The sequence below is a fragment of the Halomonas sp. THAF5a genome, from assembly GCF_009363755.1.
Lineage (GTDB): Bacteria > Pseudomonadota > Gammaproteobacteria > Pseudomonadales > Halomonadaceae > Halomonas.
The window spans coordinates 2920247-2943006 of sequence record NZ_CP045417.1 but is presented as its reverse complement, the minus strand read 5'-3'; the positions used below and the strand labels follow the sequence as shown (position 1 = coordinate 2943006).

The 22760-nt window shown below is 70.0% G+C and carries 20 protein-coding genes; 17 read left to right on the top strand and 3 right to left on the bottom strand.

The features are described 5' to 3' along the window. The first annotated feature begins 106 nt into the window (after nt 1-106). Nucleotides 107-1951 carry a dihydroxy-acid dehydratase gene (gene ilvD, locus FIU83_RS13355; RefSeq protein ID WP_152484501.1) on the top strand — a complete coding sequence of 615 codons (1845 nt, stop codon included), beginning with the start codon at nt 107-109 and terminating at the stop codon, nt 1949-1951. Between the two features lie 73 nt (nt 1952-2024). After that, nucleotides 2025-3119: an oxidoreductase gene (locus FIU83_RS13350; protein WP_152484500.1), complete on the top strand. Its 1095-nt coding sequence runs from the start codon at nt 2025-2027 to the stop codon at nt 3117-3119. 46 nt (nt 3120-3165) lie between these two features. Here the strand turns inward: FIU83_RS13350 and nudE are convergent, their stop codons facing one another. Further along, nucleotides 3166-3771: an ADP compounds hydrolase NudE gene (nudE, locus tag FIU83_RS13345; RefSeq protein ID WP_152484499.1), complete on the bottom strand. Its 606-nt coding sequence runs from the start codon at nt 3769-3771 to the stop codon at nt 3166-3168. 128 nt (nt 3772-3899) lie between these two features. Between nudE and yrfG the strand changes: the two genes are divergently transcribed. The 10 genes from yrfG (at nt 3900) to FIU83_RS13295 (ending at nt 14935) form a co-directional block, all read left to right on the top strand. After that, nucleotides 3900-4595, top strand: a complete 696-nt coding sequence (yrfG, locus tag FIU83_RS13340; RefSeq protein ID WP_152484498.1) for a GMP/IMP nucleotidase — start codon at nt 3900-3902, stop codon at nt 4593-4595. After that, a complete protein-coding gene (gene hslR / locus FIU83_RS13335) occupies nt 4592-4978 on the top strand; it encodes a ribosome-associated heat shock protein Hsp15 (protein ID WP_152484497.1) in 387 nt (128 codons plus the stop codon). Before yrfG ends, hslR begins: the two co-directional genes overlap by 4 nt. Nucleotides 4979-5051: 73 nt before the next feature. Next, complete coding sequence (gene hslO, locus FIU83_RS13330) at nt 5052-5927, top strand: Hsp33 family molecular chaperone HslO (RefSeq protein ID WP_152484496.1); 876 nt, start codon at nt 5052-5054, stop codon at nt 5925-5927. A 281-nt stretch (nt 5928-6208) separates the two neighbouring features. Continuing rightward, nucleotides 6209-7777 carry a phosphoenolpyruvate carboxykinase gene (locus FIU83_RS13325; RefSeq protein ID WP_152484495.1) on the top strand — a complete coding sequence of 523 codons (1569 nt, stop codon included), beginning with the start codon at nt 6209-6211 and terminating at the stop codon, nt 7775-7777. 131 nt (nt 7778-7908) lie between these two features. After that, the gene (gene msrB, locus FIU83_RS13320; RefSeq protein WP_152484494.1) at nt 7909-8406 is read left to right on the top strand and encodes a peptide-methionine (R)-S-oxide reductase MsrB; all 498 of its coding nucleotides are present in this window, start codon (nt 7909-7911) and stop codon (nt 8404-8406) included. 56 nt (nt 8407-8462) lie between these two features. After that, a complete protein-coding gene (locus FIU83_RS13315) occupies nt 8463-10829 on the top strand; it encodes a Tex family protein (protein ID WP_152484493.1) in 2367 nt (788 codons plus the stop codon). A 110-nt stretch (nt 10830-10939) separates the two neighbouring features. Then, nucleotides 10940-12574, top strand: a complete 1635-nt coding sequence (gene gshA, locus FIU83_RS13310) for a glutamate--cysteine ligase (RefSeq protein ID WP_152484492.1) — start codon at nt 10940-10942, stop codon at nt 12572-12574. Further along, nucleotides 12571-13107 carry a disulfide bond formation protein B gene (locus FIU83_RS13305; RefSeq protein WP_152484491.1) on the top strand — a complete coding sequence of 179 codons (537 nt, stop codon included), beginning with the start codon at nt 12571-12573 and terminating at the stop codon, nt 13105-13107. The genes gshA and FIU83_RS13305 overlap by 4 nt, the downstream gene beginning before the upstream one ends. Nucleotides 13108-13235: 128 nt before the next feature. Further along, nucleotides 13236-13736, top strand: a complete 501-nt coding sequence (rsd, locus tag FIU83_RS13300; protein WP_152484490.1) for a sigma D regulator — start codon at nt 13236-13238, stop codon at nt 13734-13736. 224 nt (nt 13737-13960) lie between these two features. Continuing rightward, nucleotides 13961-14935 (top strand): malate dehydrogenase, encoded by a 975-nt coding sequence (locus FIU83_RS13295; protein WP_152484489.1) that lies wholly within the window; start codon nt 13961-13963, stop codon nt 14933-14935. A gap of 122 nt (nt 14936-15057) precedes the next feature. On the opposite strand, the gene FIU83_RS13290 is transcribed toward FIU83_RS13295, so the two are convergent. Further along, nucleotides 15058-15714, bottom strand: a complete 657-nt coding sequence (locus tag FIU83_RS13290; protein WP_152484488.1) for an HAD family phosphatase — start codon at nt 15712-15714, stop codon at nt 15058-15060. A 204-nt stretch (nt 15715-15918) separates the two neighbouring features. Between FIU83_RS13290 and FIU83_RS13285 the strand changes: the two genes are divergently transcribed. Together FIU83_RS13285 and ptsP are read left to right on the top strand one after the other, a co-directional pair. Beyond that, nucleotides 15919-16410, top strand: coding sequence for an RNA pyrophosphohydrolase (locus tag FIU83_RS13285; protein ID WP_108445830.1), 492 nt, complete (start codon nt 15919-15921; stop codon nt 16408-16410). A gap of 66 nt (nt 16411-16476) precedes the next feature. Then, the gene (ptsP, locus tag FIU83_RS13280) at nt 16477-18738 is read left to right on the top strand and encodes a phosphoenolpyruvate--protein phosphotransferase (RefSeq protein ID WP_152485367.1); all 2262 of its coding nucleotides are present in this window, start codon (nt 16477-16479) and stop codon (nt 18736-18738) included. Nucleotides 18739-18820: 82 nt separating this feature from the next. Here the strand turns inward: ptsP and FIU83_RS13275 are convergent, their stop codons facing one another. Continuing rightward, nucleotides 18821-19597, bottom strand: coding sequence for an NRDE family protein (locus FIU83_RS13275; protein ID WP_152484487.1), 777 nt, complete (start codon nt 19595-19597; stop codon nt 18821-18823). Between the two features lie 105 nt (nt 19598-19702). Between FIU83_RS13275 and FIU83_RS13270 the strand changes: the two genes are divergently transcribed. The 3 genes from FIU83_RS13270 to lgt all read left to right on the top strand — a co-directional run bounded on the left by FIU83_RS13270 (nt 19703) and on the right by lgt (nt 22493). Continuing rightward, a complete protein-coding gene (locus FIU83_RS13270; protein ID WP_152484486.1) occupies nt 19703-20818 on the top strand; it encodes a response regulator in 1116 nt (371 codons plus the stop codon). After that, nucleotides 20815-21609: a sulfite exporter TauE/SafE family protein gene (locus FIU83_RS13265; protein ID WP_152484485.1), complete on the top strand. Its 795-nt coding sequence runs from the start codon at nt 20815-20817 to the stop codon at nt 21607-21609. The genes FIU83_RS13270 and FIU83_RS13265 overlap by 4 nt, the downstream gene beginning before the upstream one ends. A 95-nt stretch (nt 21610-21704) precedes the next feature. Next, nucleotides 21705-22493 carry a prolipoprotein diacylglyceryl transferase gene (gene lgt / locus FIU83_RS13260; protein ID WP_152484484.1) on the top strand — a complete coding sequence of 263 codons (789 nt, stop codon included), beginning with the start codon at nt 21705-21707 and terminating at the stop codon, nt 22491-22493. Nucleotides 22494-22760 lie beyond the last annotated feature (267 nt).

The following is a 22760-nucleotide window of genomic DNA, read 5'->3' as shown; positions in this document are numbered from 1 at the left end:
GCCGGGCGCGTGACAGAATCCTCCTCCTGGACACACGAGAACCGCCCCGGGCTCCTCCCACGGCGAGGAGGCGAGGGCGGCATGCACGAGAGAAGAAGAGGACACCATGCCCGAGTACCGCTCCCGCACCACCACCGCCGGTCGCAACATGGCCGGCGCCCGCGCCCTGTGGCGTGCCACCGGCATGAAGGACGACGACTTCCACAAGCCGATCATCGCCGTGGCCAACTCCTTCACCCAGTTCGTGCCCGGCCACGTGCATCTGAAGGACATGGGCCAGCTGGTGGCTCGGGAGATCGAGAAGGCCGGCGGGGTGGCCAAGGAGTTCAACACCATCGCCGTGGATGACGGCATCGCCATGGGCCACGACGGCATGCTCTACTCGCTGCCGAGCCGCGACCTGATCGCCGACAGCGTCGAGTACATGGTCAACGCCCACTGTGCCGACGCCCTGGTGTGCATCTCCAACTGCGACAAGATCACCCCCGGGATGCTGATGGCCGCCATGCGCCTCAACGTGCCGGTGATCTTCGTCTCCGGCGGGCCCATGGAGGCGGGCAAGACCAAGCTCCTGGACCACGGCCTCGACCTGGTCGACGCCATGGTCATGGCCGCCGACGACAGCGTCGATGACGAGACCCTGGCCGAGGTGGAGCGCAGCGCCTGTCCGACCTGCGGCAGCTGCTCCGGGATGTTCACCGCCAACTCCATGAACTGCCTGATGGAGGCGCTGGGGCTGGCGCTGCCGGGCAACGGCACCGTGGTGGCCACCCACGCCGATCGCCGCCGGCTGTTCGAGACCGCGGGGCACCGCATCGTCGAGCTGGCCAAGCGCTACTACGAGAACGACGAGGCGCACCTGCTGCCCCGCGCCATCGGTTCCAAGGCGGCCTTCAGGAACGCCATGACCCTGGACATCGCCATGGGCGGCTCCACCAATACCATCCTGCACCTGCTGGCCGCCGCCCAGGAGGCCGAGGTCGACTTCGACATGGTCGACATCGACCGCCTCTCCCGCGAGGTGCCGCAGCTGTGCAAGGTGGCCCCCAACACCCAGAAGTACCACATCGAGGACGTCCATCGCGCCGGCGGCATCATGGCGATCCTCGGCGAGCTCGACCGCGCCGGGGTGCTCGATGCCCGGGTGCCCACCGTCTACGGCGACAGCCTCGCCGAGGCGCTGGAGGCGTGGGACATCATGCGCTCGCCGAGCGCCGAGACGGTCGAGTTCTACAAGGCCGGCCCGGGCGGCATCCCCACCCAGACCGCCTTCTCCCAGAGCGCGCGCTGGCCGAGCCTCGACGGCGACCGCGCCACCGGCTGCATCCGCGACCTGGAGCATGCCTTCTCCCGGGAGGGCGGCCTCGCCGTGCTCAAGGGCAACATCGCCGTGGATGGCTGCGTGGTGAAGACCGCCGGCGTCGACGAGTCGATCCTGGTGTTCGAGGGCCGCGCCCACGTGGTCGAGTCCCAGGACCAGGCGGTGGCGGACATCCTCGCCGACCGGGTCAGCGAGGGCGACGTGGTGGTGATCCGCTACGAGGGCCCCAAGGGCGGGCCGGGCATGCAGGAGATGCTCTATCCGACCAGCTACCTGAAATCCAAGGGGCTCGGCAAGGCGTGCGCGCTGCTCACCGATGGGCGCTTCTCCGGCGGCACCTCGGGGCTCTCCATCGGCCACGTCTCGCCGGAGGCGGCGGCGGGCGGCGCCATCGGCCTGGTCGAGAACGGCGATCGCATTCGTATCGACATCCCCAACCGCACCATCGACGTGCTGCTCTCCGACGAGGCCCTCGCCGAGCGTCGCGAGGCTCAGGAGGCGCGTGGCCGCGACGCCTGGAAGCCGAGCATCCAGCGAGTGCGCAAGGTATCGGCGGCGCTCAAGGCCTATGCGCTGCTGGCCACCTCCGCCGACAAGGGTGCGGTGCGCGACCTGACGAAGCTGGACTAGGCCGGCAGGCCACCAGCGGCGAGACCAGCCCGGCGAGTGCCGGGCCCGTGATACCTGCAGGGAAGCCAGCACGATGAAGACACAGACGATCGGCGTGGGCCTGGTGGGGTTCGGCCTGGCGGGGCGTACCTTCCACGCGCCGCTGATCCAGGCCTCGCCGAGCCTGGAGCTCAACGCCGTGGTCAGTCGCGATGCCGAGCGGGTCGGGGCCGACCTGCCGGCGGTGGAGGTCCTGCCCAAGGCGGCGGCGCTCTTCGCCCGGCGCGATATCGACCTGGTGGTGATCGCCACCCCCAACGAGACGCACTTTCCCCTGGCGAAGGCGGCCCTCAACGCCGGCAAGCACGTGGTGATCGACAAGCCGTTCAGCGTCACCGCCTCCGAGGCGCGCCTGCTCAAGGCTCAGGCCGACCGGGCGGATCGCCTCCTCAGCGTCTTCCACAACCGCCGCTGGGACAGCGATTTCCTGACCCTCCGGTCGCTGATCGACGACGGCGCCCTGGGGCGGGTCGTGTCCCTGGAGTCGCGCTTCGACCGCTTCCGCCCCCACGTCACCGACCGCTGGCGGGATCGCCACCAGCCGGGCGCAGGCATCTGGTACGACCTCGGGCCGCACCTGCTCGATCAGGCCCGGGAGCTCTTCGGCATGCCCCGGGCGATCCTGCTGGAACTCGCCACCGCCCGCGAGGGGGCCGAGGTGGACGACGACTTCCTGGCGCTGCTGGAGTATGACCGCCTGCGGGTGACCCTTCAGGCGAGCTCGCTGGTGGCCGAGCCGACCCCGCGCTTCCGCGTCCACGGGACCCGCGGTAGCTTCGTCAAGTACGGCCGGGACCCCCAGGAAGGCTGGCTCAAGGCGGGCCAGCGGCCGACGCCCGGCTGGGGCCTGGACGCCTCGCCCGGCACCCTGACCCTCGACGAGGGAGAGGGGGGGCAGGAGGCCGCGGCCCTGGTCAGCCGCGAGGCGCCGGTCGTGCCGGGGGACTACACCGCCTACTACGACGGCATCGCCGAGACGCTGCTCAGGGGCACGCCGCCGCCGGTGACCGGCGAGTCGGCCCTGGAGGTGATGACGCTGCTCGAGACCGGGCTCGACAGCTATCGCCAGGGGCGCTGGGTGAAGCTCAAGGAGGGCGGCAGCAAGCGCCGCCGGTTGCACAGCCGGTAGTCGGCCCAGCGGTCTGGATCGCCCGGTCCGGGCGATCCCGTCGGGCTTACCAGAGCCCGGTGTCGTCGGGGGCCTCGCTGCGCAGCTTGTCCCGGGCGATAAAGAGCGCCGCGATGGCGCGTGCCTCGTGGAAGTCCTCCCGGGCCAGCAGTCCCGAGAGCTCGTCGATGGCGTGGGTCTCGACGATCAGCGGCTCCGGCTCGTCGCCGGGCAGGCGCTTCGGGTAGAGGTCGGTGGCCAGCAGCACCTGCATGCGATGGCGCATGTAGTTGGGGGCCAGCGACAGCTCCACCAGCGGCTCGATGCGATGCGCCCCGAAGCCGCACTCCTCCATCAGCTCGCGGTTGGCCGCGGTGACCAGGTCCTCGCCGGGGTCCACGAGCCCCTTGGGCAGCGTCAGCACGTACTCCTCGAAGCCGGCGGCGTACTCCCGGATCAGCAGCACGTGCTCCGGGTCCGGCATGGCCACGATCATCACCGCGCCGACCCCCTGGCCGCTGCCGGTGAGCCGTTCGAAGGTGCGCTCGGCGCCGTTGGCGAAGCGCAGGTCGAGCTCCTCCACGTGGAACAGGCGGCTGCGCGCCACGCTGCGCCGGTCGAGGATGTGCGGTCGTGTGGGCCAGTGGTGGCCGCTGTCGTGCGGGTCGGACATGGCGGAACTCCGTGTGGCGAACGGATGGCGGCGCGCGATCCAGGCCAGGGAAGGGGGCGATATGCGTCACGCCGGGCGATTCGATACAATACTACGTTTCCACCGCCCGACTCATTCCCGGAGTAGCGATGATCGACTGGCGCGCCATCGATACCGTCCTGCTGGACATGGACGGCACCCTGCTGGACCTGCACTTCGACAGCCACTTCTGGCTCGAGCACCTGCCGCGGCGCTACGTCGAGCTGCATCGCCTGGACGATTCGACCCAGGACGAGATCCGCGCGCGGATCATCCGCGAGCAGGGCACCCTCAACTGGTACAGCCTGGCCTACTGGAGCCGGGAGCTGGGCGTCGACGTGGTCGCCCTCAAGCGCGAGGTGCAGCACCTGATCGGCCTGCGCGGCGACGCCCTGGACTTCCTGCGGTGGCTGAAGGCGGCGCATCCCCGGGTGGTGCTGGCCACCAACGCCGACCGCGAGAGCCTGGCGCTCAAGCTGCCGTTGACCGGCCTCGAGGAGTATCTCGATGCCATCGTCTCCTCGGCGGACCTGGGCGTGCCCAAGGAGGAGCAGGGGTTCTGGTTCGCGCTGCAGGAGGTCGAGCCCTTCGATCCCGCGCGGACCCTCTTCATCGACGATAACGCCGCCGTGCTCGAGAGCGCCCGGGAATTCGGCATCCGCCACCTGCTGGGCATCAAGCAGCCCGACAGCGGCCGCCCCGAGAAGGAGCTCGAGGAGTTCATCGCCCTGGACCGCTTCGCCCGCCTGCTGCCCGAGGCGTACCCGCCGCGCCACGATGTCCTCGCCGAGGGAGGCCGGGAATGAGTAGCGTGCGCCTCGACAAGTGGCTCTGGGCGGCGCGCTTCTTCAAGACCCGGGCGCTCGCCAAGAAGGCCATCGAGGGCGGCAAGGTCCACTACAACGGCGGCCGGGCCAAGACCAGCAAGGGCGTCGAGGTCGGCGCCCTGATCCGCGTCCCCCAGGGCTGGGACACCCTGGAGGTCGAGGTGGTGGGCCTCTCCGAGCAGCGCCGCGGCGCCCCCGAGGCCCGGGCCCTCTACCGCGAGACCGACGATAGTGCCGCCCGCCGCGAGCGCGAGGCGGAGGCTCGCCGGCTGACCAACCAGGCGATGCAGCACCCCCTCAAGCGCCCCGACAAGAAGCAGCGCCGCGAGATCAAGCGCTTCCAGGAGCGTGGCGGCGAGTGAGTCCGCGCCCGACCCGACGTGCCCGGTCTTGCCCCCTTCGTCCTTGCTATTCACCTTTCAGGTTTCCGACGACATGAACGACCAGATCCAGCGGTTTCTCTTCGAGCGCACCAATGTGCGCGGCGAGATCGTCAGCCTCGAGCGCGCCTATGCCGAAGTGCTCGACCGTCATGAATACCCGGCGGCGGTGAACCACCTGCTGGGCGAGCTGCTCTGCGCGGTGGCGTTGCTCACCGACACCGTCAAGCTCGACGGCACCCTGAGCATCGAGGTGCGCGGCCAGGGCGCGCTCTCGCTGCTGATGGCCGAGTCCAACCCCGGCGGCGAGCTGCGCGCCATCGCCCGCCTCGACGAGGAAGCCGCGATTCCCGGCGACGGCGCCGGTTTCCGCGAGCTGGTGGGCGAGGGGCAGATCGTGATCACCCTGGACCCGACCGACGGCCATCGCTACCAGGGCATCGTGGCCCTCGAGCACGACAGCCTGGCGGGCTGTCTCGCCGCCTACTTCGCCCAGTCCGAGCAGCTGCCCACCCGGCTGTGGCTCGCCGCCGACGGCCAGCGTGCCGGCGGGCTGCTGCTGCAGCGCCTGCCCGACGAGTCGCTCAACCAGGACGACGACGCCTGGGAGCGTGCCGTGCACCTCGCCGAGACACTCAAGGACGAGGAGCTCCTGAGCCTCGAGCCGCTGGAAGTGCTGCGTCGGCTCTATCACGAGGAGGAGGTGCGGGTCTTCGATCCCAAGGCGCTCCACTTCGGCTGCACCTGCTCCCGCGAGCGCATCGCCGACGCCCTGCTGGGGCTCGGCGCGCAGGAGCTGCGCGACGTGCTGGCCGAGCAGGGCGGCATCGAGACCCAGTGCCACTTCTGCCACACCCGCTACGCGTTCAGCGTCGTGGAGGTCGAGGCGATGCTGGAGGACCCCGACGGACCGGTGCCCACGCTGCACTGAGCGGGGCCGTGGACGGCGGCCGCGGTGTTGCAGGGCAACAAGTTGGCGGTGGCGAGCGGGCGTGAACGGCGCCGATGTAGTAGTAAAACTACAAGAACTTCGCCCAAGAACGACGTTTCCCGGCGGCCGGCTTTTTGCCATAATGGCGCCGATTTTCGGTTCGATCGCCAAGCGCACAGAACGGGAGCACCCCGCTCGCGGCGATCCGGCAAGACCCACCACGTTGCGTCACCGACGCCCGGCACACGAGAGAGAAGCGGCCGCAAGGCCCAGGAAACGACATGACCACGACTCAAGCCGCCCCCCAGCAAGCCATCACGTCCCACGTCAACCTCAGCAGCGCCGAGCTGATCGAGCGGGCGGTGGCCAACGGGGAAGGTCGCCTGGCCGCCAGCGGCGCCCTGGTGGTGAATACCGGTGCGCGCACCGGCCGCTCCCCCAAGGACCGCTTCATCGTCGACGAGCCGAGCACCAGCGATCAGATCGACTGGGGCAGCGTCAACCGCCCCTTCCCGGCGGATCGCTTCGACGCCCTCTGGACCCGCGTCGAGGCCTACCTGGCCAGCGGCGAGTCCTACGTCTCCGAGCTGCACGTGGGCAGCGACCCGGTCCATCACCTGCCGCTGCGCGTCACCACCGAGACCGCCTGGCACAACCTGTTCGGCCGCACCATGTTCGTGCGTCCCGAGGTCTTCAACCCGTCATCCAAGGACGAGTGGACCATCCTCAACGCGCCCTTCTTCGCCTGCGACCCGGCTCGCGACGGCACCAACTCCGAAGGCTGCGTGATCCTCAACTTCGCCCAGAAGAAGGTGCTGATCGCCGGCATGCGCTACGCCGGCGAGATGAAGAAGGCGATGTTCTCGGTGCTGAACTTCCTGCTGCCGGCCGCCGACGTGCTGCCGATGCACTGCTCCGCCAACGTGGGCGAGGACGGCAACACCACCCTGTTCTTCGGTCTCTCCGGCACCGGCAAGACCACCCTGTCCGCCGACCCGGCGCGCTTCCTGATCGGCGATGACGAGCACGGCTGGGGCCCGGGCACCGTCTTCAACTTCGAGGGTGGCTGCTACGCCAAGTGCATCGACCTCTCCGAGAAGAACGAGCCGATCATCTGGAACGCCATCAAGTTCGGCACCGTGCTGGAGAACGTCGTGCTCGACGACCGTCGCGAGCCGGACTTCGCCGACGACAGCCTGACCCAGAACTCCCGTGCCGCCTACCCGCTGGAGCACGTCGAGAAGCGCGTGGCGGAGAACCGGGCCGACGAGCCCAACGCCATCGTCTTCCTGACCTGCGACATGAGCGGCGTGCTGCCGCCGGTCTCCGTGCTCTCCAAGGAAGCCGCGGCCTACCACTTCCTCTCCGGCTACACCGCCAAGGTCGGCTCCACCGAGATGGGCTCCTCCGCCGGCCTCGAGGCGACCTTCTCCACCTGCTTCGGCGCGCCCTTCTTCCCGCGTCCGGCCCGCGAGTACGCCGACCTGCTGATCAAGCGCGTGGCCGAGAAGGACGCCCAGGTCTACCTGGTCAACACCGGCTGGACCGGCGGCGCCTACGGCGAGGGCGGCGCGCGCTTCTCCATCCCGACCACCCGCGCCATCATCAGCGCCATCCAGTCCGGCGTGCTGCGCGATGTCGAGACGCGCATGGTCGAGGGCCTGAACCTCGCCGTGCCCACCGCGGTGCCGGGCGTGGACTCCAGCCTGCTCGACCCGCGGGAGACCTGGGAAGACAAGGCCGCCTACGACCGCCACCTGGGCGAGCTGGTCGCCAAGTTCGTCGACAACTTCAAGAAGTTCGAGGGTGTCAACGAGGCCATCGTCAAGGCCGGTCCCAGCCTGATCTGAGGCGGGTCGGGGAGAACCCGATCGCTCTAGCCCTGTCCGAGAGGGGGAAGCCGAGGCTTCCCCCTCTTTGTTGATGTAAGGAAAGGGGGGAGAGCACGACCCAGATCACACCCCGTTATGAGAGAGCCACCATGAAACGACGTCATTTCCTCGGGCTGGTTGGTGCCGGCGGTATCGCGGGCCTGGTGCCGGGACTGGCCCTGGCGCGGCCCAAGCTCGACCTCCGTCGTGCCGACGACATCGAGGTGCTGGAGCTCTCCGAGGCCGAGTGGCGCGAGCGCCTCAGCGGTGCCCAGTTCGAGATCCTGCGCGAGGCGGGCACCGAGCCGGCCTTCTCGAGCCCGCTGGACAAGGAGACGCGCCCCGGCGAATACCGCTGCGCCGGCTGCGACCTGCTGCTCTTCGAAAGCGACATGAAGTACGACTCCGGCACCGGCTGGCCGAGCTTCTTCGAGCACGTCCAGGGGCACCTGCTGACCAGCGTCGACTACTATCTGGTCTTCCCGCGCACCGAATACCACTGCGCCCGCTGCGGCGGCCACCATGGCCATGTCTTCGAGGACGGCCCCGAGCCCACCGGCCTGCGCTGGTGCAACAACGGGCTGGCGCTGCGATTCGTCCCCGCCTGAACCCCGAGTGTGGTACCTTGTCGCGATCGTCTGGACGTTTGATTGCCAAGGATTTCATGGACGCACACGACAAGATCATCGCCCGCCTCGCCGACGAACTCGCCGTTCGTCCGCCGCAGGTCTCGGCCACGGTGGAGCTGCTGGATGGCGGGGCCACCGTGCCCTTCATCGCCCGCTACCGCAAGGAAGTCACCGGCGGGCTGGATGACATCCAGCTGCGAGCGCTCCACGAGCGACTCGGCTATCTGCGCGAGCTCGAGGAGCGCCGCGAGGCGGTGCTCGCCGCCATCGACGAGCAGGGCCAGCTCACCGATGACCTGGCCGCCAGCCTCCGCGCCGCCGACACCAAGCAGCGCCTCGAGGACCTCTACCTCCCCTTCAAGAAGAAGCGGCGCACCAAGGCGCAGATCGCCCGCGAGGCGGGGCTCGAGCCGCTGGCCGAGGCGCTGCTCGCCGACCCGAGCCTGACGCCCGAGACCGAGTCGGCCAGGTATCTCCGCGCTGCCGAGGGCGACATCCCCGCGGTCGAGGACGCCAAGGCCGCCCTGGACGGCGCCAAGCAGATCCTGATGGAGCGCTTCGCCGAGGACCCCGAGCTGGTGGGACGCCTGCGCGAGCGGCTGTGGAGCGAGGGCGAGCTCTCCGCTCGGCTGATCGCCGGCAAGGAGCAGGAGGGCGCCAAGTTCTCCGACTACTTCGAGCACGACGAGGCGCTCGCCAAGGTACCGTCTCACCGGGCGCTGGCGATGTTCCGCGGCCGCAACGAGGGCGTGCTGGCGCTGACCCTGCGCCTGCCCGGCGAGGACGAGGCGCCGGTCCACCCGGCCCAGGTGGCCATCGCCAGGCACTTTGCCATCAGCGACCAGGGGCGTCCCGCCGACCGCTGGCTCGCCGAGGTGGTGCGCTGGACCTGGCGGGTCAAGCTCTATACCCACCTCGAGACCGAGCTGATGGGGCGGCTGCGCGAGCGCGCCGAGGCCGAGGCCATCGAGGTCTTCGCCGCCAACCTCAAGGACCTGCTGCTGGCCGCCCCGGCGGGGCCCAAGGCGACGCTCGCCATCGACCCGGGCCTGCGCACCGGCTGCAAGGTGGCGGTGGTCGATGCCACCGGCCAGTTCCTCGAGCACGCCACCATCTACCCCCACGCGCCGCGCAACGCCTGGGCGGCCTCGCTGGAGGAGCTGGCGCGGCTGGTCAAGAAGCACGACGTGGCGCTGATCGCCGTGGGCAACGGCACCGCCAGCCGCGAGACCGACAAGCTGGCCGGCGAGCTGGTCAAGGCGTTCTCCTCCCAGGCGGGGGCCGGCGGCCGGCGGCTCGCCAAGGTGATGGTCAGCGAGGCCGGCGCCTCGGTCTACTCCGCCTCGGAGTACGCCTCCCGGGAGTTCCCGGACCTCGACGTCAGCATCCGCGGCGCGGTCTCCATCGCCCGGCGCCTGCAGGACCCGCTCGCCGAGCTGGTCAAGATCGAGCCCAAGTCCATCGGCGTGGGCCAGTACCAGCACGACGTCTCCCAGCTGCAGCTCTCCCGGAGCCTGGAGGCGGTGATCGAGGACTGCGTCAACGCCGTGGGGGTGGATCTCAATACCGCCTCGAGCGCCTTGCTCTCCCGGGTCGCCGGCCTCAATGCGGCGCTGGCCGACAACATCGTCGCCCGGCGCAACGCCGAAGGCGCCTTCACCAGTCGCCGGGCGCTGCTCGACGTCAGTCGCCTGGGGCCCAAGACCTTCGAGCAGTGCGCGGGCTTCCTGCGCATCATGAACGGCGACAACCCGCTGGATGCGAGCGCCGTGCACCCCGAGGCCTATCCGCTGGTGGAGCGCATCGCCGAGAAGAGCGGCCGCGACCTGGCCGGGCTGATCGGCGACAGCGCCACCCTCAAGGCGCTCAAGCCGGCCGAGTTCGCCGACGAGCGCTTCGGCGTGCCCACGGTGAGCGACATCCTCGCCGAGCTCGACAAGCCGGGCCGCGACCCGCGCCCCGAGTTCAAGGCGGCCGAGTTCCGCGAGGGCGTCGAGACCCTCAAGGACCTCGAGCCCGGCATGATCCTCGAGGGCAGCGTGACCAACGTCACCCACTTCGGGGCCTTCGTCGACATCGGCGTGCACCAGGACGGTCTGGTGCATATCTCGGCGCTCGCCGAAAAGTTCGTCGAGGACCCGCGCAGCGTGGTCAAGGCCGGCGACATCGTGCGGGTCAAGGTGATGAGCGTCGACCTGGCCCGCTCGCGCATCGGCCTGACCATGCGCCTCAGCGACCAGCCCGAGGCGGCCAGTGGCGACGAGCGGCCGGCCGGCAAGGCCCGTCGCAGCCAAGGCGAGTCGCGCCATCGCGGCAAGCCCGCGCGCGGCCAGGCCCCCGAGCAGGGCGGCCAGATGGGGGCCCTGGGCGCGGCGCTCCTGAAGGCCAAGAAGGGGCGCTGAACGTGAGCGTGACGCGCCGCCGGGCCCGAGGCGCCGCTCTCCTTGAAGCGCCGCCCGGCGGCGCCCTAACCTGATGCTTGTCGGGCGCCCAGGCGCCCGCCCTTTCCCATATGGTGACCAACTTGTCCGAATCGCTTAACGCCCGCGTCGATCGACTCAAGGGGCTGGCCGACCAGGGGCGCGTCGGCCGACTGCGCCGCGGCATCGAGAAGGAGGGGCTGCGCGTCGACGGCGAGGGCCGCATCGCCGCCACGCCGCATCCGGCCGCCCTGGGGTCCAAGCTGACCCACCCGCACATCACCACCGACTACTCCGAGGCGCTGCTGGAGTACATCACCCCGGTCTACTGCCGGCCGGGCGATGCCCTGGCCTTCCTCGGCGACCTGCACCGCTTCAGCTATCGCCACCTGGGCGGCGAGCTGATCTGGCCGGCGAGCATGCCGGCACGCCTCGACGGCAACGACAGCGTCCCGATCGCCGACTACGGTGACTCCAACGTCGGGGTGATGAAGCACGTCTACCGCAAGGGCCTCGACCTGCGCTACGGGCGCATCATGCAGGCCATCGCCGGCGTCCACTACAACGTCTCGCTGCCCGACGACCTCTGGCAGGCGCTGCGCGAACTCGACGGCGACACCGAGACGCCCCTCGGCGACTACCGCTCGACGCGCTACTTCGGCCTGATTCGCAACTTCCGCCGCCACAGCTGGCTGCTGCTCTACCTGTTCGGCGCCTCGCCGGCGCTCGATCGCAGCTTCCTGCCCGACGGCCGGGTGCCCGCGAAGCTCGAGCCCCACGGCGACGCCACCCTGGTGTCGCGCCACGCCACCAGCCTGCGCATGTCCGACCTGGGCTATCAGAACAAGGTCCAGGAGCAGCTCAAGATCTGCTTCAACTCGCTCTCCAACTACGTCAACACCCTGCGTCACGCCATCGCCACCCCCTGGGAGGACTACCGGCGTCGCGGCGTGAACGAGGGCGGCGACTGGCGCCAGCTCAATGCCAACATCCTGCAGATCGAGAACGAGTACTACAGCGATATCCGGCCCAAGCGGGTGGCGCGTCACGACGAGACCCCCAGCCAGGCGCTGGAGGCCCGCGGCGTCGAGTACATCGAGGTGCGCTGCCTGGACCTCAACCCCTTCCTGCCGCTGGGCGTGGACGAGACCCAGATCCGCTTCCTCGACACCTTCCTGATGTGGTGCCTGCTCACCGAGAGCCCGTGGATCCCCGACGACGAGTGCGACCGCCTGGACGACAACCGTCGCCTGGTGGTCGAGCGCGGGCGGGACCCGGCGCTGCGCCTGCTGCAGGACGGCCGCCACCGCTCCATCGCCGACTGGGGCGGCGAGATACTCGCCGAGATGGGCCCGGTGGCGGACCTGCTCGACCGGCTGGAGGAGGGCGCGCCCCACGGCGAGGCCCTGGCCGCGCTGGAACCGCGCCTCCACGATCCGTCCCTGACCCCCTCCGGGCAGCTGCTGGCTCGACTGGAGTCGAGGGGCGAATCCTTCCTCGAGGCGATGCTCGGCCTCGCCCGGGAGCAGGCGGAGGGCTTTCGCGACACGCCCATGGACCCCGCCCGGGAGGCCCTTTTCGACGACCTGGTGGCCAGCTCCCGCGACCAGCAGGCGGACATCGAGGCCGGCGACGAGGCGGACTTCGACACCTTCCTGGCCCGTTACTTCGAGCGTGCCCGCGAGGTACGCAGCGTCACCCCGCTGGCGACGGGAGACCGCTCATGATCGATGAACTGCGTCGCCTGGACCTGCGTGCCTGGAGCCTCGTCGGGCTCGCCTTCTGTGTGCTGATGATGGGCGTGGCCCTCGTGCTCGAGCATGTCGTCGGGCTCGAGCCCTGTCCGCTCTGCATCTTCCAGCGGGTGGCGGTGCTGGCCGCGGCGGCGGTCTTCCTGGTGGCCGCCCTCCACAACCCCGAGGGGCGCCTGGGCGCGGTGCTCTACGGCCTGCTGTCGCTCGCCGCCGTGGGCGGCGGCATCGCCGTGGCATGGCGCCACCTCTGGCTGCAGTCGCTGCCGGCGGACCAGGTGCCGAGCTGCGGCCCGGGGCTCGACTACATGATGGAGATCCTGCCCTGGCAGCAGGTGCTCTCCCAGGTGCTTTCCGGCTCCGGTGAGTGCGCCGAGATCAGCTTTCGCCTGCTCGGCGTCTCGCTGCCCGGCTGGACCCTGGTCGGCTTCCTGATCCTCGCCCTGGCCCCGCTGGGCCTGCTGCTGGCGGCCAACCGGCCGCGTCGCGGCTATCACTGGCCGGGCTAGGCGCCGCGCGGGCGGCGTCGCCGGGCGATTCTGTCGTGTTCGGGGCGTGGCAGGATTGACACCGTCATCGGCAAGCGCGAGTCTGTGAGCTCGCGGCTCGAGTCGGCCGCAGAGCAAGGGAGGTGTCCATGCTGGAAGATTGCACGAATGCCCAGGAGCGCTGGGGGGGTGTCCACCAGCTGATCGATCGTTGGCTCGAGGCGCGCCGGGTGCTGCTGGTCCACCTCGTCGACCTCAAGGCGTCCTGCGATGCCGAGCTGGAGGCTGTCTCCAAGGCCCATATCGATGCTTTCAGCGAGCTGCTGATGGACTACATCAGTGCCGGCCACTTCGAGATCTATCCGCAGCTGCGCGAGGAGGCCCGTGCCTTCGACGACGAGCCCGCCCTGGCGCTTGCCGACCAGCTGATGGAGCGGCTCGAGATGTCCACCGAGCTGGTGCTCGCCTTCGACGAGGACTTCGCCTCCTCGACCCGCTGCGAGCAGCACCTCGCCCGGCTGCCGGCCTGGATCGATCGCCTCACCAAGGGGCTAGGCGAGCGGTTCGAGCTCGAGGACCGGCTGATCGCCCGGCTGCACGCCGCCCATTCGCCGGATGCCACCCGCGCCGAGGCCGACTCCCGGGCCTGAGCCCACGGCGGCGACCCAAGACCCCGCGAGACCCCTGGTCCCGCGGGGTCTTGTCGTGGGGCGGTGGGGAAGGGTGGCGGCGGGCCTAGCCGCAGGTCGAATTGAGTTTTGTGCAGTGCAGGCATAACATCTTGTCGGTTCGCATCCCGGCCAGGGTGGGCAGACGGTCCACCGGGCTTATCCTCACGGCGACAACCCATGCGTTGACAACCCAAGGAGCCACCATGAAAGACCCCGTCCGTATTGCCATCACCGGTGCTGCCGGCCAGATCAGCTATTCGCTTGCCTTCCGCATCGCCTCCGGCGACATGCTCGGCAAGGACCAGCCGGTCATCCTGCAGCTGCTGGAGATCACCCCGGCCATGGACGCCCTCAACGGCGTGGTGATGGAGCTCAACGACTGTGCCTTCCCGCTGGTGCATGACATCGTGGCCACCGACGACGCCAATGTCGCCTTCAAGGATGCCGACTTCGCCCTGCTGGTCGGCGCGCGTCCGCGCGGCCCGGGCATGGAGCGCAAGGACCTGCTCGAGGCCAACGCCGCCATCTTCTCCGTGCAGGGCAAGGCGCTGAACGACCACGCCAGCCGCGACGTGCGCGTGCTGGTGGTCGGCAACCCGGCCAACACCAACGCCCTGATCGCCTCCTGCAACGCGCCCGACCTGGATGCCGGCCAGTTCACCGCGATGATGCGCCTGGACCACAACCGCGCGAAGACCCAGCTGGCCCAGAAGGCCGGCAAGCACGTCACCGACGTCGAGTCCATGGTGGTGTGGGGCAACCACAGCGCGACCCAGTACCCGGACCTGGCCCACTGCAAGGTCGCCGGCACCCCGGCCCTGGAGCTGGTCGAGCGCGACTGGTACGAGAACGACTTCATCCCCACCGTGCAGCAGCGCGGCGCCGCCATCATCAAGGCGCGCGGGGCCTCCTCCGCGGCGTCTGCCGCCTCCGCCGCCATCGATCACATGCGTGACTGGGCGCTGGGCACCGACGAGGTGGTGAGCATGGGCATCCCCGCCGACGGCAGCTACGGCGTCGAGCCGGGCATCATGTACTCCTACCCGGTGGTCTGCAAGAACGGCCAGTACGAGATCGTTCAGGGCCTGGAGATCGATGAGTTCAGCCGCGGCCGCATGCAGGCGACCGAGAACGAGCTGCGCGAGGAGCGCGCCGCCGTCGAGCACCTGCTGGGCTGAACCCCAGCTGTAAGCCATAAGCTTTAAGCTGCAAGAATACCCCGCCAGGATAAACCTGAGCGGGGTTTTCCGTTTTTTGCGGCAATCGACAGCGCGGTCCAACAACGGACCCTTAGGGGAAGTTAGTCCCGCAGGCTGATGATGCGCCAGCCGCGGGCCTTGGCGACCTCATGCAGGCTCGGGTCGGGGTCCACCGCCACCGGATGCTCGACCTCCTCGAGCAGCGGCAGGTCGTTGTGGGAGTCGCTGTAGAACCAGCTGCCGTCCAGGGTCAGGTCGCGGTCGGCGAGCCATGCCTCGAGGCGCTTCACCTTGCCCTCCCGGTAGCTCGGGATGCCCAGCGCGCGACCGGTGTAGCGGCCGTCGACCATCTCGGGCTCCACGGCGATCAGCTCGTCGATGCCCAGGCGCTCGGCGATGGGACCGGTGATGAAGCGGTTGGTGGCGGTGATGATCATCAGGGTGTCGCCGCGCGACCGGTGGCGGGCCACCAGCTCCTCCCCCCGGGCGAGGATATGCGGCTCGATCTTGCTGACCATGAACTGCTGGTGCCAGGCGGCGAGCTGCTCGGGCGTATGCGCCGCGAGCGGCTGCAGGGCCACCTCGAGGAAGGCCTGCATGTCCAGGGTGCCCGCCTCGTAGTCGGCCATGAAGCGGTCGTTGGCCTCACGGTAGGCGACCGGGTCGACGGCACCCTGTTCCAGCAGGAACTCGCCCCAGGCGTGGTCGCTGTCGATCGACAGCAGGGTGTTGTCCAGGTCGAAGATGGCAAGGCTCACTGCGTTCCCCTCGGGTGGTGTGGATCTGGATGGACGCGCCCACGGCGCTCTCGGCAAGGCCATCGATTATGGCAGAAGCGATGACGCGCTTCGAGCGCCCGGCCAGGCGCGTCCCACGTTGGTCGCCGGCCGACGCCTTGTATTGATGCGCTTTGTGGCCTTGTGGAAGAATGGTCCCAATACTGAAACCATAAGGTGAAGTCCGTGATCGACGCAGACGGCTTTCGCCCCAATGTTGGCATCATCATCGCCAACGAGATGGGGCAGCTGCTTTGGGCGCGTCGGGTAGGGCAAAACGCGTGGCAGTTTCCCCAGGGAGGCATCAAGGCTAACGAGACTCCGCAACAGGCACTTTTTCGTGAGCTCCACGAGGAGATCGGCCTCACCGCCGAGGACGTCGAGATCCTTGCCTGCACCCGGGGCTGGCTGCGCTACCGCCTGCCGCGACGCATGGTGCGTACCCACTCCCGGCCGGTGTGTATCGGCCAGAAGCAGAAGTGGTTTCTGCTTCGGATTCGCTGTCAGGAGAGCCGGATCTGCATGGACCTGTCCGGCAAGCCGGAGTTCGATGGCTGGCGCTGGGTCAGCTACTGGTACCCCCTGGGACAGGTGGTGCCGTTCAAGCGCGAGGTGTACCGCCGCGCCTTGCGCGAGCTGTCCCCCCGGGCGCAGCGGCTGGCCCTCGGTCATGGATGAGACGATGGCCTGATGGCCAGCCCCTCAGCGAGGCGAGAGACAACCACAATGGAAAAAAAGACGCCAATGCTCGAGGTATTGCGACGCATCATTCAGGAAGTCAACGGGGCGCGCAACCTGGACGCAGCGCTCGCCACCATGGTGCGGCGCATCCGCAAGGCGATGCGCACCGATGTCTGTTCCTTCTACCTCTTCGATCACGCCATCGATCGCCTGGTGCTGATGGAAACCATCGGCCTGCGCGCCCAGGCGGTGGGACGCGTGAGCCTCGAGGTGGGGGAGGGGCTGGTGGGCCTGGTGGCCAAGCGCGAGGAGCCGCTCAACCTGGAGGATGCCCAGGCCCACCCGCAGTTCCGCTACTTCGAGGCCACCGGCGAGGAGCGCTACTCGAGCTTTCTCGGCGTCCCGATCATCCACCAGCGCCGCATGCTCGGCGTGCTGGTGGTGCAGCAGTCCGAGAAGCGGCGCTTCGATGAGGAGGACGAGGCCTTCCTGGTCACCATGGCCGCCCAGCTGGCCGGCGTCCTGGCCCATGCCCTGGCGACCGGCGGGCTCAATCGCCCGAGCATCCCCGGCGGCCAGGCACGCTTCACCGGCGTGGCCGCCTCGCCCGGCATCGCCATCGGCGAGGCCGTGGTGATCGCCGCGCCGGCCGACCTCGACAGCGTGGCGGACCTGATTCCCACCGACGTCGACTACGAGATCGCCCGCCTCAAGGAGGCCATCGGACGGGTCCGCGACGAGATTCGCGCCGCCGGCGAGCGCCTGGCGAGCCGTATCTCCGCCCAGGAGCTCGCGCTGTTCGACGTCTACCAGCAGATGCTCAGCGAGGCGGCGCTCTCCCAGGAGGTCGAGAAGCGCATCCGCGAGGGGCAGTGGGCCCCCGGGGCGCTGGCCGACGTGGTGCGCCGGCACGTCCAGTATCTGGAGCGGGTCGACGACAACTATCTGCGCGAGCGGGCGGCGGACGTCCGCGACCTGGGGCGTCGCGTGCTGGCCCACCTGCAGGAGGAGACGCCCCAGACCCCGGACGTCTACCCCGAGAACACCATCCTGGTGGGCGACGAGATCAGCGTGGCGATGCTCGGCGAGGTGCCCCGGGACAAGCTCGCCGGGCTGATCTCGGTGCGCGGGTCGAGCACCTCCCACGTGGCCATCGTCGCCCGGGCCATGGGGATCCCCACGGTGCTCGGCATGGTCGACCTGCCGCTGCCGCGCCTCGGGGGCAACCGGGTGGTGCTGGACGGCCATCGCGGCCGCCTCTTCGTGCGCCCCTCGCCGGAGCTCGAGAGCCACTACCAGAGCCTGATCGAGGAGGAGCGGGCGCTGATGGCGGTGCTGGAGCACGAGCAGGACCTGCCCAGCCGCACCCCCGACGGCCACGACATGCCGCTGATGGTCAACACCGGCCTGGCGGTGGACACCGTGGCGTCGCTCAAGTCGCGAATCGGCGGCGTCGGGCTCTATCGCACCGAAGTGCCCTTCATGATCACCGAGCGCTTCCCCGGCGAGCAGGAGCAGGCCCGCCTCTATCGCGACCAGCTCGAGAGCTTCGCGCCGCTGCCGGTGGTGATGCGCACCCTCGACATCGGCGGCGACAAGGACCTGCCGTACTTCCCCATCGAGGAGGCCAACCCCTTCCTCGGCTGGCGCGGCATCCGCGTCACCCTCGACCATCCCGAGGTGCTGATGGTGCAGCTGCGGGCCATGCTGCGCGCCTCCCAGGGGCTCGACAACCTGCAGGTGCTGCTGCCCATGGTCACCAACGTCGACGAGGTCGACGACGCGCTGCGCCTGCTCGACCGCGCCATCCTCGAGCTCGGCGAGGAGGGCGTGGTGGTCAAGCGGCCCAGGGTGGGGGTGATGCTGGAGGTGCCGGCGACCCTCTACCAGCTCGATGCCCTGGCCGGTCGCGCCGACTTCTTCTCGGTGGGCAGCAACGACCTGACCCAGTACCTGCTGGCCGTGGACCGCAACAACCCGCGGGTCGCCGAGCTCTACGATGCCAACCACCCCGCCGTGCTGGCGGCCATGGCGCGGCTGGGCGAGGAGTCGCGGCGCCTGGCCATGCCCACCTCGGTGTGCGGCGAGATGGCCGGGGACCCCGCCGGGGCGCTGCTGCTGATGGGGATGGGCTTCACGACGCTGTCGATGAACGCGCCGAGCCTGCCTCGGGTGCGGGCGGCGATTCGCCGGGTGAGCCTCGCGAGCGCCCGGGAACTGGTCGAGGAGACCCTGCGCCTCGACTCGCCCCACGCCGTGCGCCGGCACCTGGAAGCTCGCCTCGGCGAGTGGCAGCTGGCGCACCTGCTGCCCCCCAAGGATTGAACCCGGCCGGGCGCTCGGCATCGACGCTCCGGTGGCGGAACCCGGCGTGACACCGGCGGCGCCGGAAAGGGAAGGGCGGCGGCTACGGCGGGGTCAGCGTAAGCCGCTCCACGCGCTCCCCCCGCGGGACGCCCTCCGGCCCGAAGCGCCGCTCACCGATCTCGATGCATCCGCTGGCGAACCAGCTCAGCCAGGTGGTGGCGCGGGTGCCGTAGTCGCGGCCGACGATGAAGCATGACGACAGCTGGCGCTCGCGCTCGAGCCCCACGCCGGTCTCCGGCAGGGCATCGTCATCCGCGGGCCGGGCGTCGCCGAGCACCGGCAGGGCGTCCTCGGGAAAGCGGCCGTGGCGCAGGCCGCGGCCGAGGCCCTGGCGGGCTGCGATCAGCTTGGGCCAGGGCGTGTCGAGGCTGGCATTGGAGAGGCCGTGCAGGCCCGGCGGCACCCGCCGGAGGCGCAGGTCGTCGAGCCCGCGGTGCAGGTGCCAGAGCGTCTCGCCGTCGCCCACCAGCAGGTTGAAGCCGGCGTAGTCGAGGGCGGCTCCGTCCGCCAGCCGCTCGAGCCAGGTCGCCGGGTCGTCGCGCTCCAGGGCCTCGCGCACCAGCGCGCCGCGGCTCGGCGAGCCCGCCGGCACCGTGAGGCGCGGGTCGCGCACATTGGTCACGGCGGCGAAGCGGCCGCGGCGGTGCACGGCCAGCCAGCTGCCGCCGGCCTCCAGGTCGCGGCCGCCGATGATGGCGGGCTGCTCCGTCCAGGCACCCAGCGGGGCGGTCGGGCGGGCATGAAACTCGTCGCGGTTGGCGATCAGGCGCAGCGGACAGTCGCTGCCGGGACGGTGGTCGAAGGCGATCAGGCACATCGGGCCAGCTTAGCCGCCCGCCGGCGCCGGGGGAAGGCGTTGCCATGACAGCCCGGACTCGGCCGCGTACACTCTTTCGCTCATCGTGCGTGCACAAGGACGAGAATGCAGGACGATATCCCCTTGGACCGCTTCTGGTCGCGTCTGGTGTGGCCGATCCTCTGGCCGCTGCTGCTGGCCCAGCTGGCCCTGGTGGTGCTCTGCCTGCTGGTCGGCCTGCTGCTGTGGGGCACCATGCCGGCCCACGCCTCCTGGGGCACCACCTTCTGGCTGCCGGTGGCGCTGCTGCTGGGTAGCTGCCTCAACGTCGCGGTCTTCCTGACGCTGCTGCGCCAGCGGCTGCGCGGGGTCCAGCGCGACGTGGACGAGGCCCTGGCCGGCGTCGAGGACTACCTGGCGCGCCATGATCGCCCGCAGCGCCGGGACCTGCCGCTCTCGCAGCGTCTCATGGGCGTGGCGAGCGCCTGCGAGGCGCTGATGGAGGGCTGGCGCCACGACCTCGACCAGCGCCATGCCGCCGAGCGGCGCCTGGCCCAGGACCTCGAGGCCAGCCGGGATCGCGTCGAGCGCCTGGAGGCCGGTCGCGTCCGCGCCCGGGAGGAGTCGCGGCTGAAGTCCGGCTACCTCGGCCACCTGCGCCAGTCGCTCGGCCCGCTGATGACCTCGCTGACCGAGGTGCTGGAGAGCGACTCCCTGCGACCGGATAGCGGCGAGCATGACCGTGGCGCCCTGCTGGCGCTGCGCGAGCGGCTCGCCGATGCCATGCTGCTGCTCGAGAACCTCGACGAGCCCGCCGAGGCGCCCGCGCTGCCCGGGGCCGCGGCCAGCGGCCGGGTGCTGATCGTCGACGACGGCCCGGTGAACCTCACCCTGGCGCGCCAGGTGCTGGAGCGCCAGGGGCTCGAGGTCGCCACGGCCACCAGTGGCGAGGAGGCCCTGGCGCGGCTCGAGGAGGCCGCCTTCGACCTGGTGCTGATGGATATCTTCATGCCCGGCATGGACGGCGTGGAGGCGAGCCGCCGCTGGCGCGAGCGCGAGGGCGGGCTGGCCGCCCGTCGGCGCAGCGTGCTGGTGGCGCTGACCGCCAACGCCAGCGACGAGGATCGTCACCGTTTTCGCGAGGCCGGGATGGACGACTTCCTGGCCAAGCCCTATCGCCCCCAGGCACTGGTCGACATGGTCCGCCAGTGGCTGGTCCTGCCGGAGCCCGACCACACATGAGCCTGATCGCGACCCTCCTGGCCTACCTGGCGCTGGGCGCCGCCGCCGGCACCCTGGCCGGCCTCTACGGCGTGGGCGGCGGCCTGATCATCGTGCCGGCCCTGATCGTGGCCTTCGGGCTGCAGGGCGTGGCCCCCGAGGTGGCCATGCACCTGGCGGTGGGCACGTCGCTGGCCACCATCGTGGTGACCGGGGCCTCCTCGGCCTGGGGGCATCACCGGCGCGGCAGCATCCGTCGCGACTGGTTCCTGGCACTGCTGCCGGGACTCATCCTCGGTGCCGTCGCCGGGGTCTTCGTCGCCGGCAGCCTCTCCGGCGGCCGGTTGGGGACCCTGTTCGGGCTCTTTGTCATCCTGGTCGCCCTGAAGATGGCGCTGGGACGCGGCCCGACCGCGGGCGGCGCCCAGCCCGGTCGCCTCGTCATGGGGCTCGCGGGCGCGGTGATCGGTGGCGTCTCGGCGCTGTTCGGCATCGGCGGCGGCACCCTCAGCGTGCCCTGGCTGTCGCGCTGCGGTGCCACCATGACCCAGGCCGCGGGCACGTCGGCCGCCTGCGGCCTGCCCATCGCGCTGTTCGGCGCGGGCACCTTCGTGGTGGTGGGCTGGGGCAACCCGCTGCTCCCGGCGGGGGCCGTCGGCTTCGTGATGCTGCCCGCGCTCTTCGGCATCGTGCTGGCCAGCGTGCCCTTCGCGCGCCTCGGGGTCTGGCTGGCCCACCGGCTGCCGGCCCGGCTGCTGCGCCTCTCCTTCGCCGCGCTGCTGGCGGCGGTGGGACTCAAGTTCCTGTTATAGCGATAAGCGGTAAGAAACCCCATGGCGCTGGCGATGGTCCCAGGCTTTCTGGCTTATGGCTTATGGCTTACGGCTTCCATTTCTCCGAGGATTTTATGCTGCCTTACCCTGATATCGACCCCGTGGCCATCGCCCTCGGCCCCTTCCAGGTCCACTGGTACGGCCTGATGTACGTGATTGGCTTCGTGGCCGCCTGGTTCCTCGGGCGTCGCCGGGCCGAGCGCATCGGCCTGACCCGGGACGACGTCGGCGACTTGCTGTTCTACGCCGCCATCGGGGTGGTGGCGGGCGGGCGCCTGGGCTACGCGCTCTTCTACGGCATGGAGCAGTGGCTCGAGGACCCGCTGTGGATCTTCCGCGTCTGGGACGGCGGCATGAGCTTCCATGGCGGCCTGATCGGCGTGCTCCTCGCCGCGCTCTGGTTCGCTCGCAAGAAGGGCCTGGCCTTCTTCACCCTGACCGACTTCGTGGCGCCCCTGGTGCCCATCGGCCTGGGCGCAGGGCGCATCGGCAACTTCATCAATCGGGAGCTGCCCGGGCGTCTCACCGAGCTGCCCTGGGGCATGCCCTTCCCCGGCATGGGGCCCGCGCCGCGCCATCCCTCGTCGCTCTACGAGGCGCTGCTCGAGGGGGCGGTGCTGTTCTCGGTGCTGTGGTGGGTCTCGGCGGTGCCGCGTCGCCGCGGGCTGGTCTCCGGCCTCTTCCTGCTGCTCTACGGGGTGTTCCGCTTCCTGGTGGAGTTCGTGCGCCTGCCGGACCCGCACATCGGCTTCATCGCCCTGGGATGGGTGACCATGGGCATGCTGCTGACCCTGCCGATGATCGCCGCGGGGCTCGCGCTGATCGCCTGGTCGCGCCGCCAGCCGGTGGATGCGAAGGCCTGAGTTAAGAGGGGATAGCCAGGGTTGTCGCAGCTAGTCCGACCACTCAGTTGGTCGGGGCTGACCTGGAGACTCGCCTGCGAGGAGGCGCTTTGAACCCCTCCCTGGGCGCTACCGACGCCATCCCTGGCTTAGGACCTCCTCTCCAGCTTGTCTCCAGCGCCCCTTGTCTCCGGTAACTGCGACAGTCATGGGGCGTTCGCCCGGGATGGGCGCCTTCGGCCCGGCCATGTAGAATATTGGGTCCATTTCCCAGCCGTCGATCCTGCC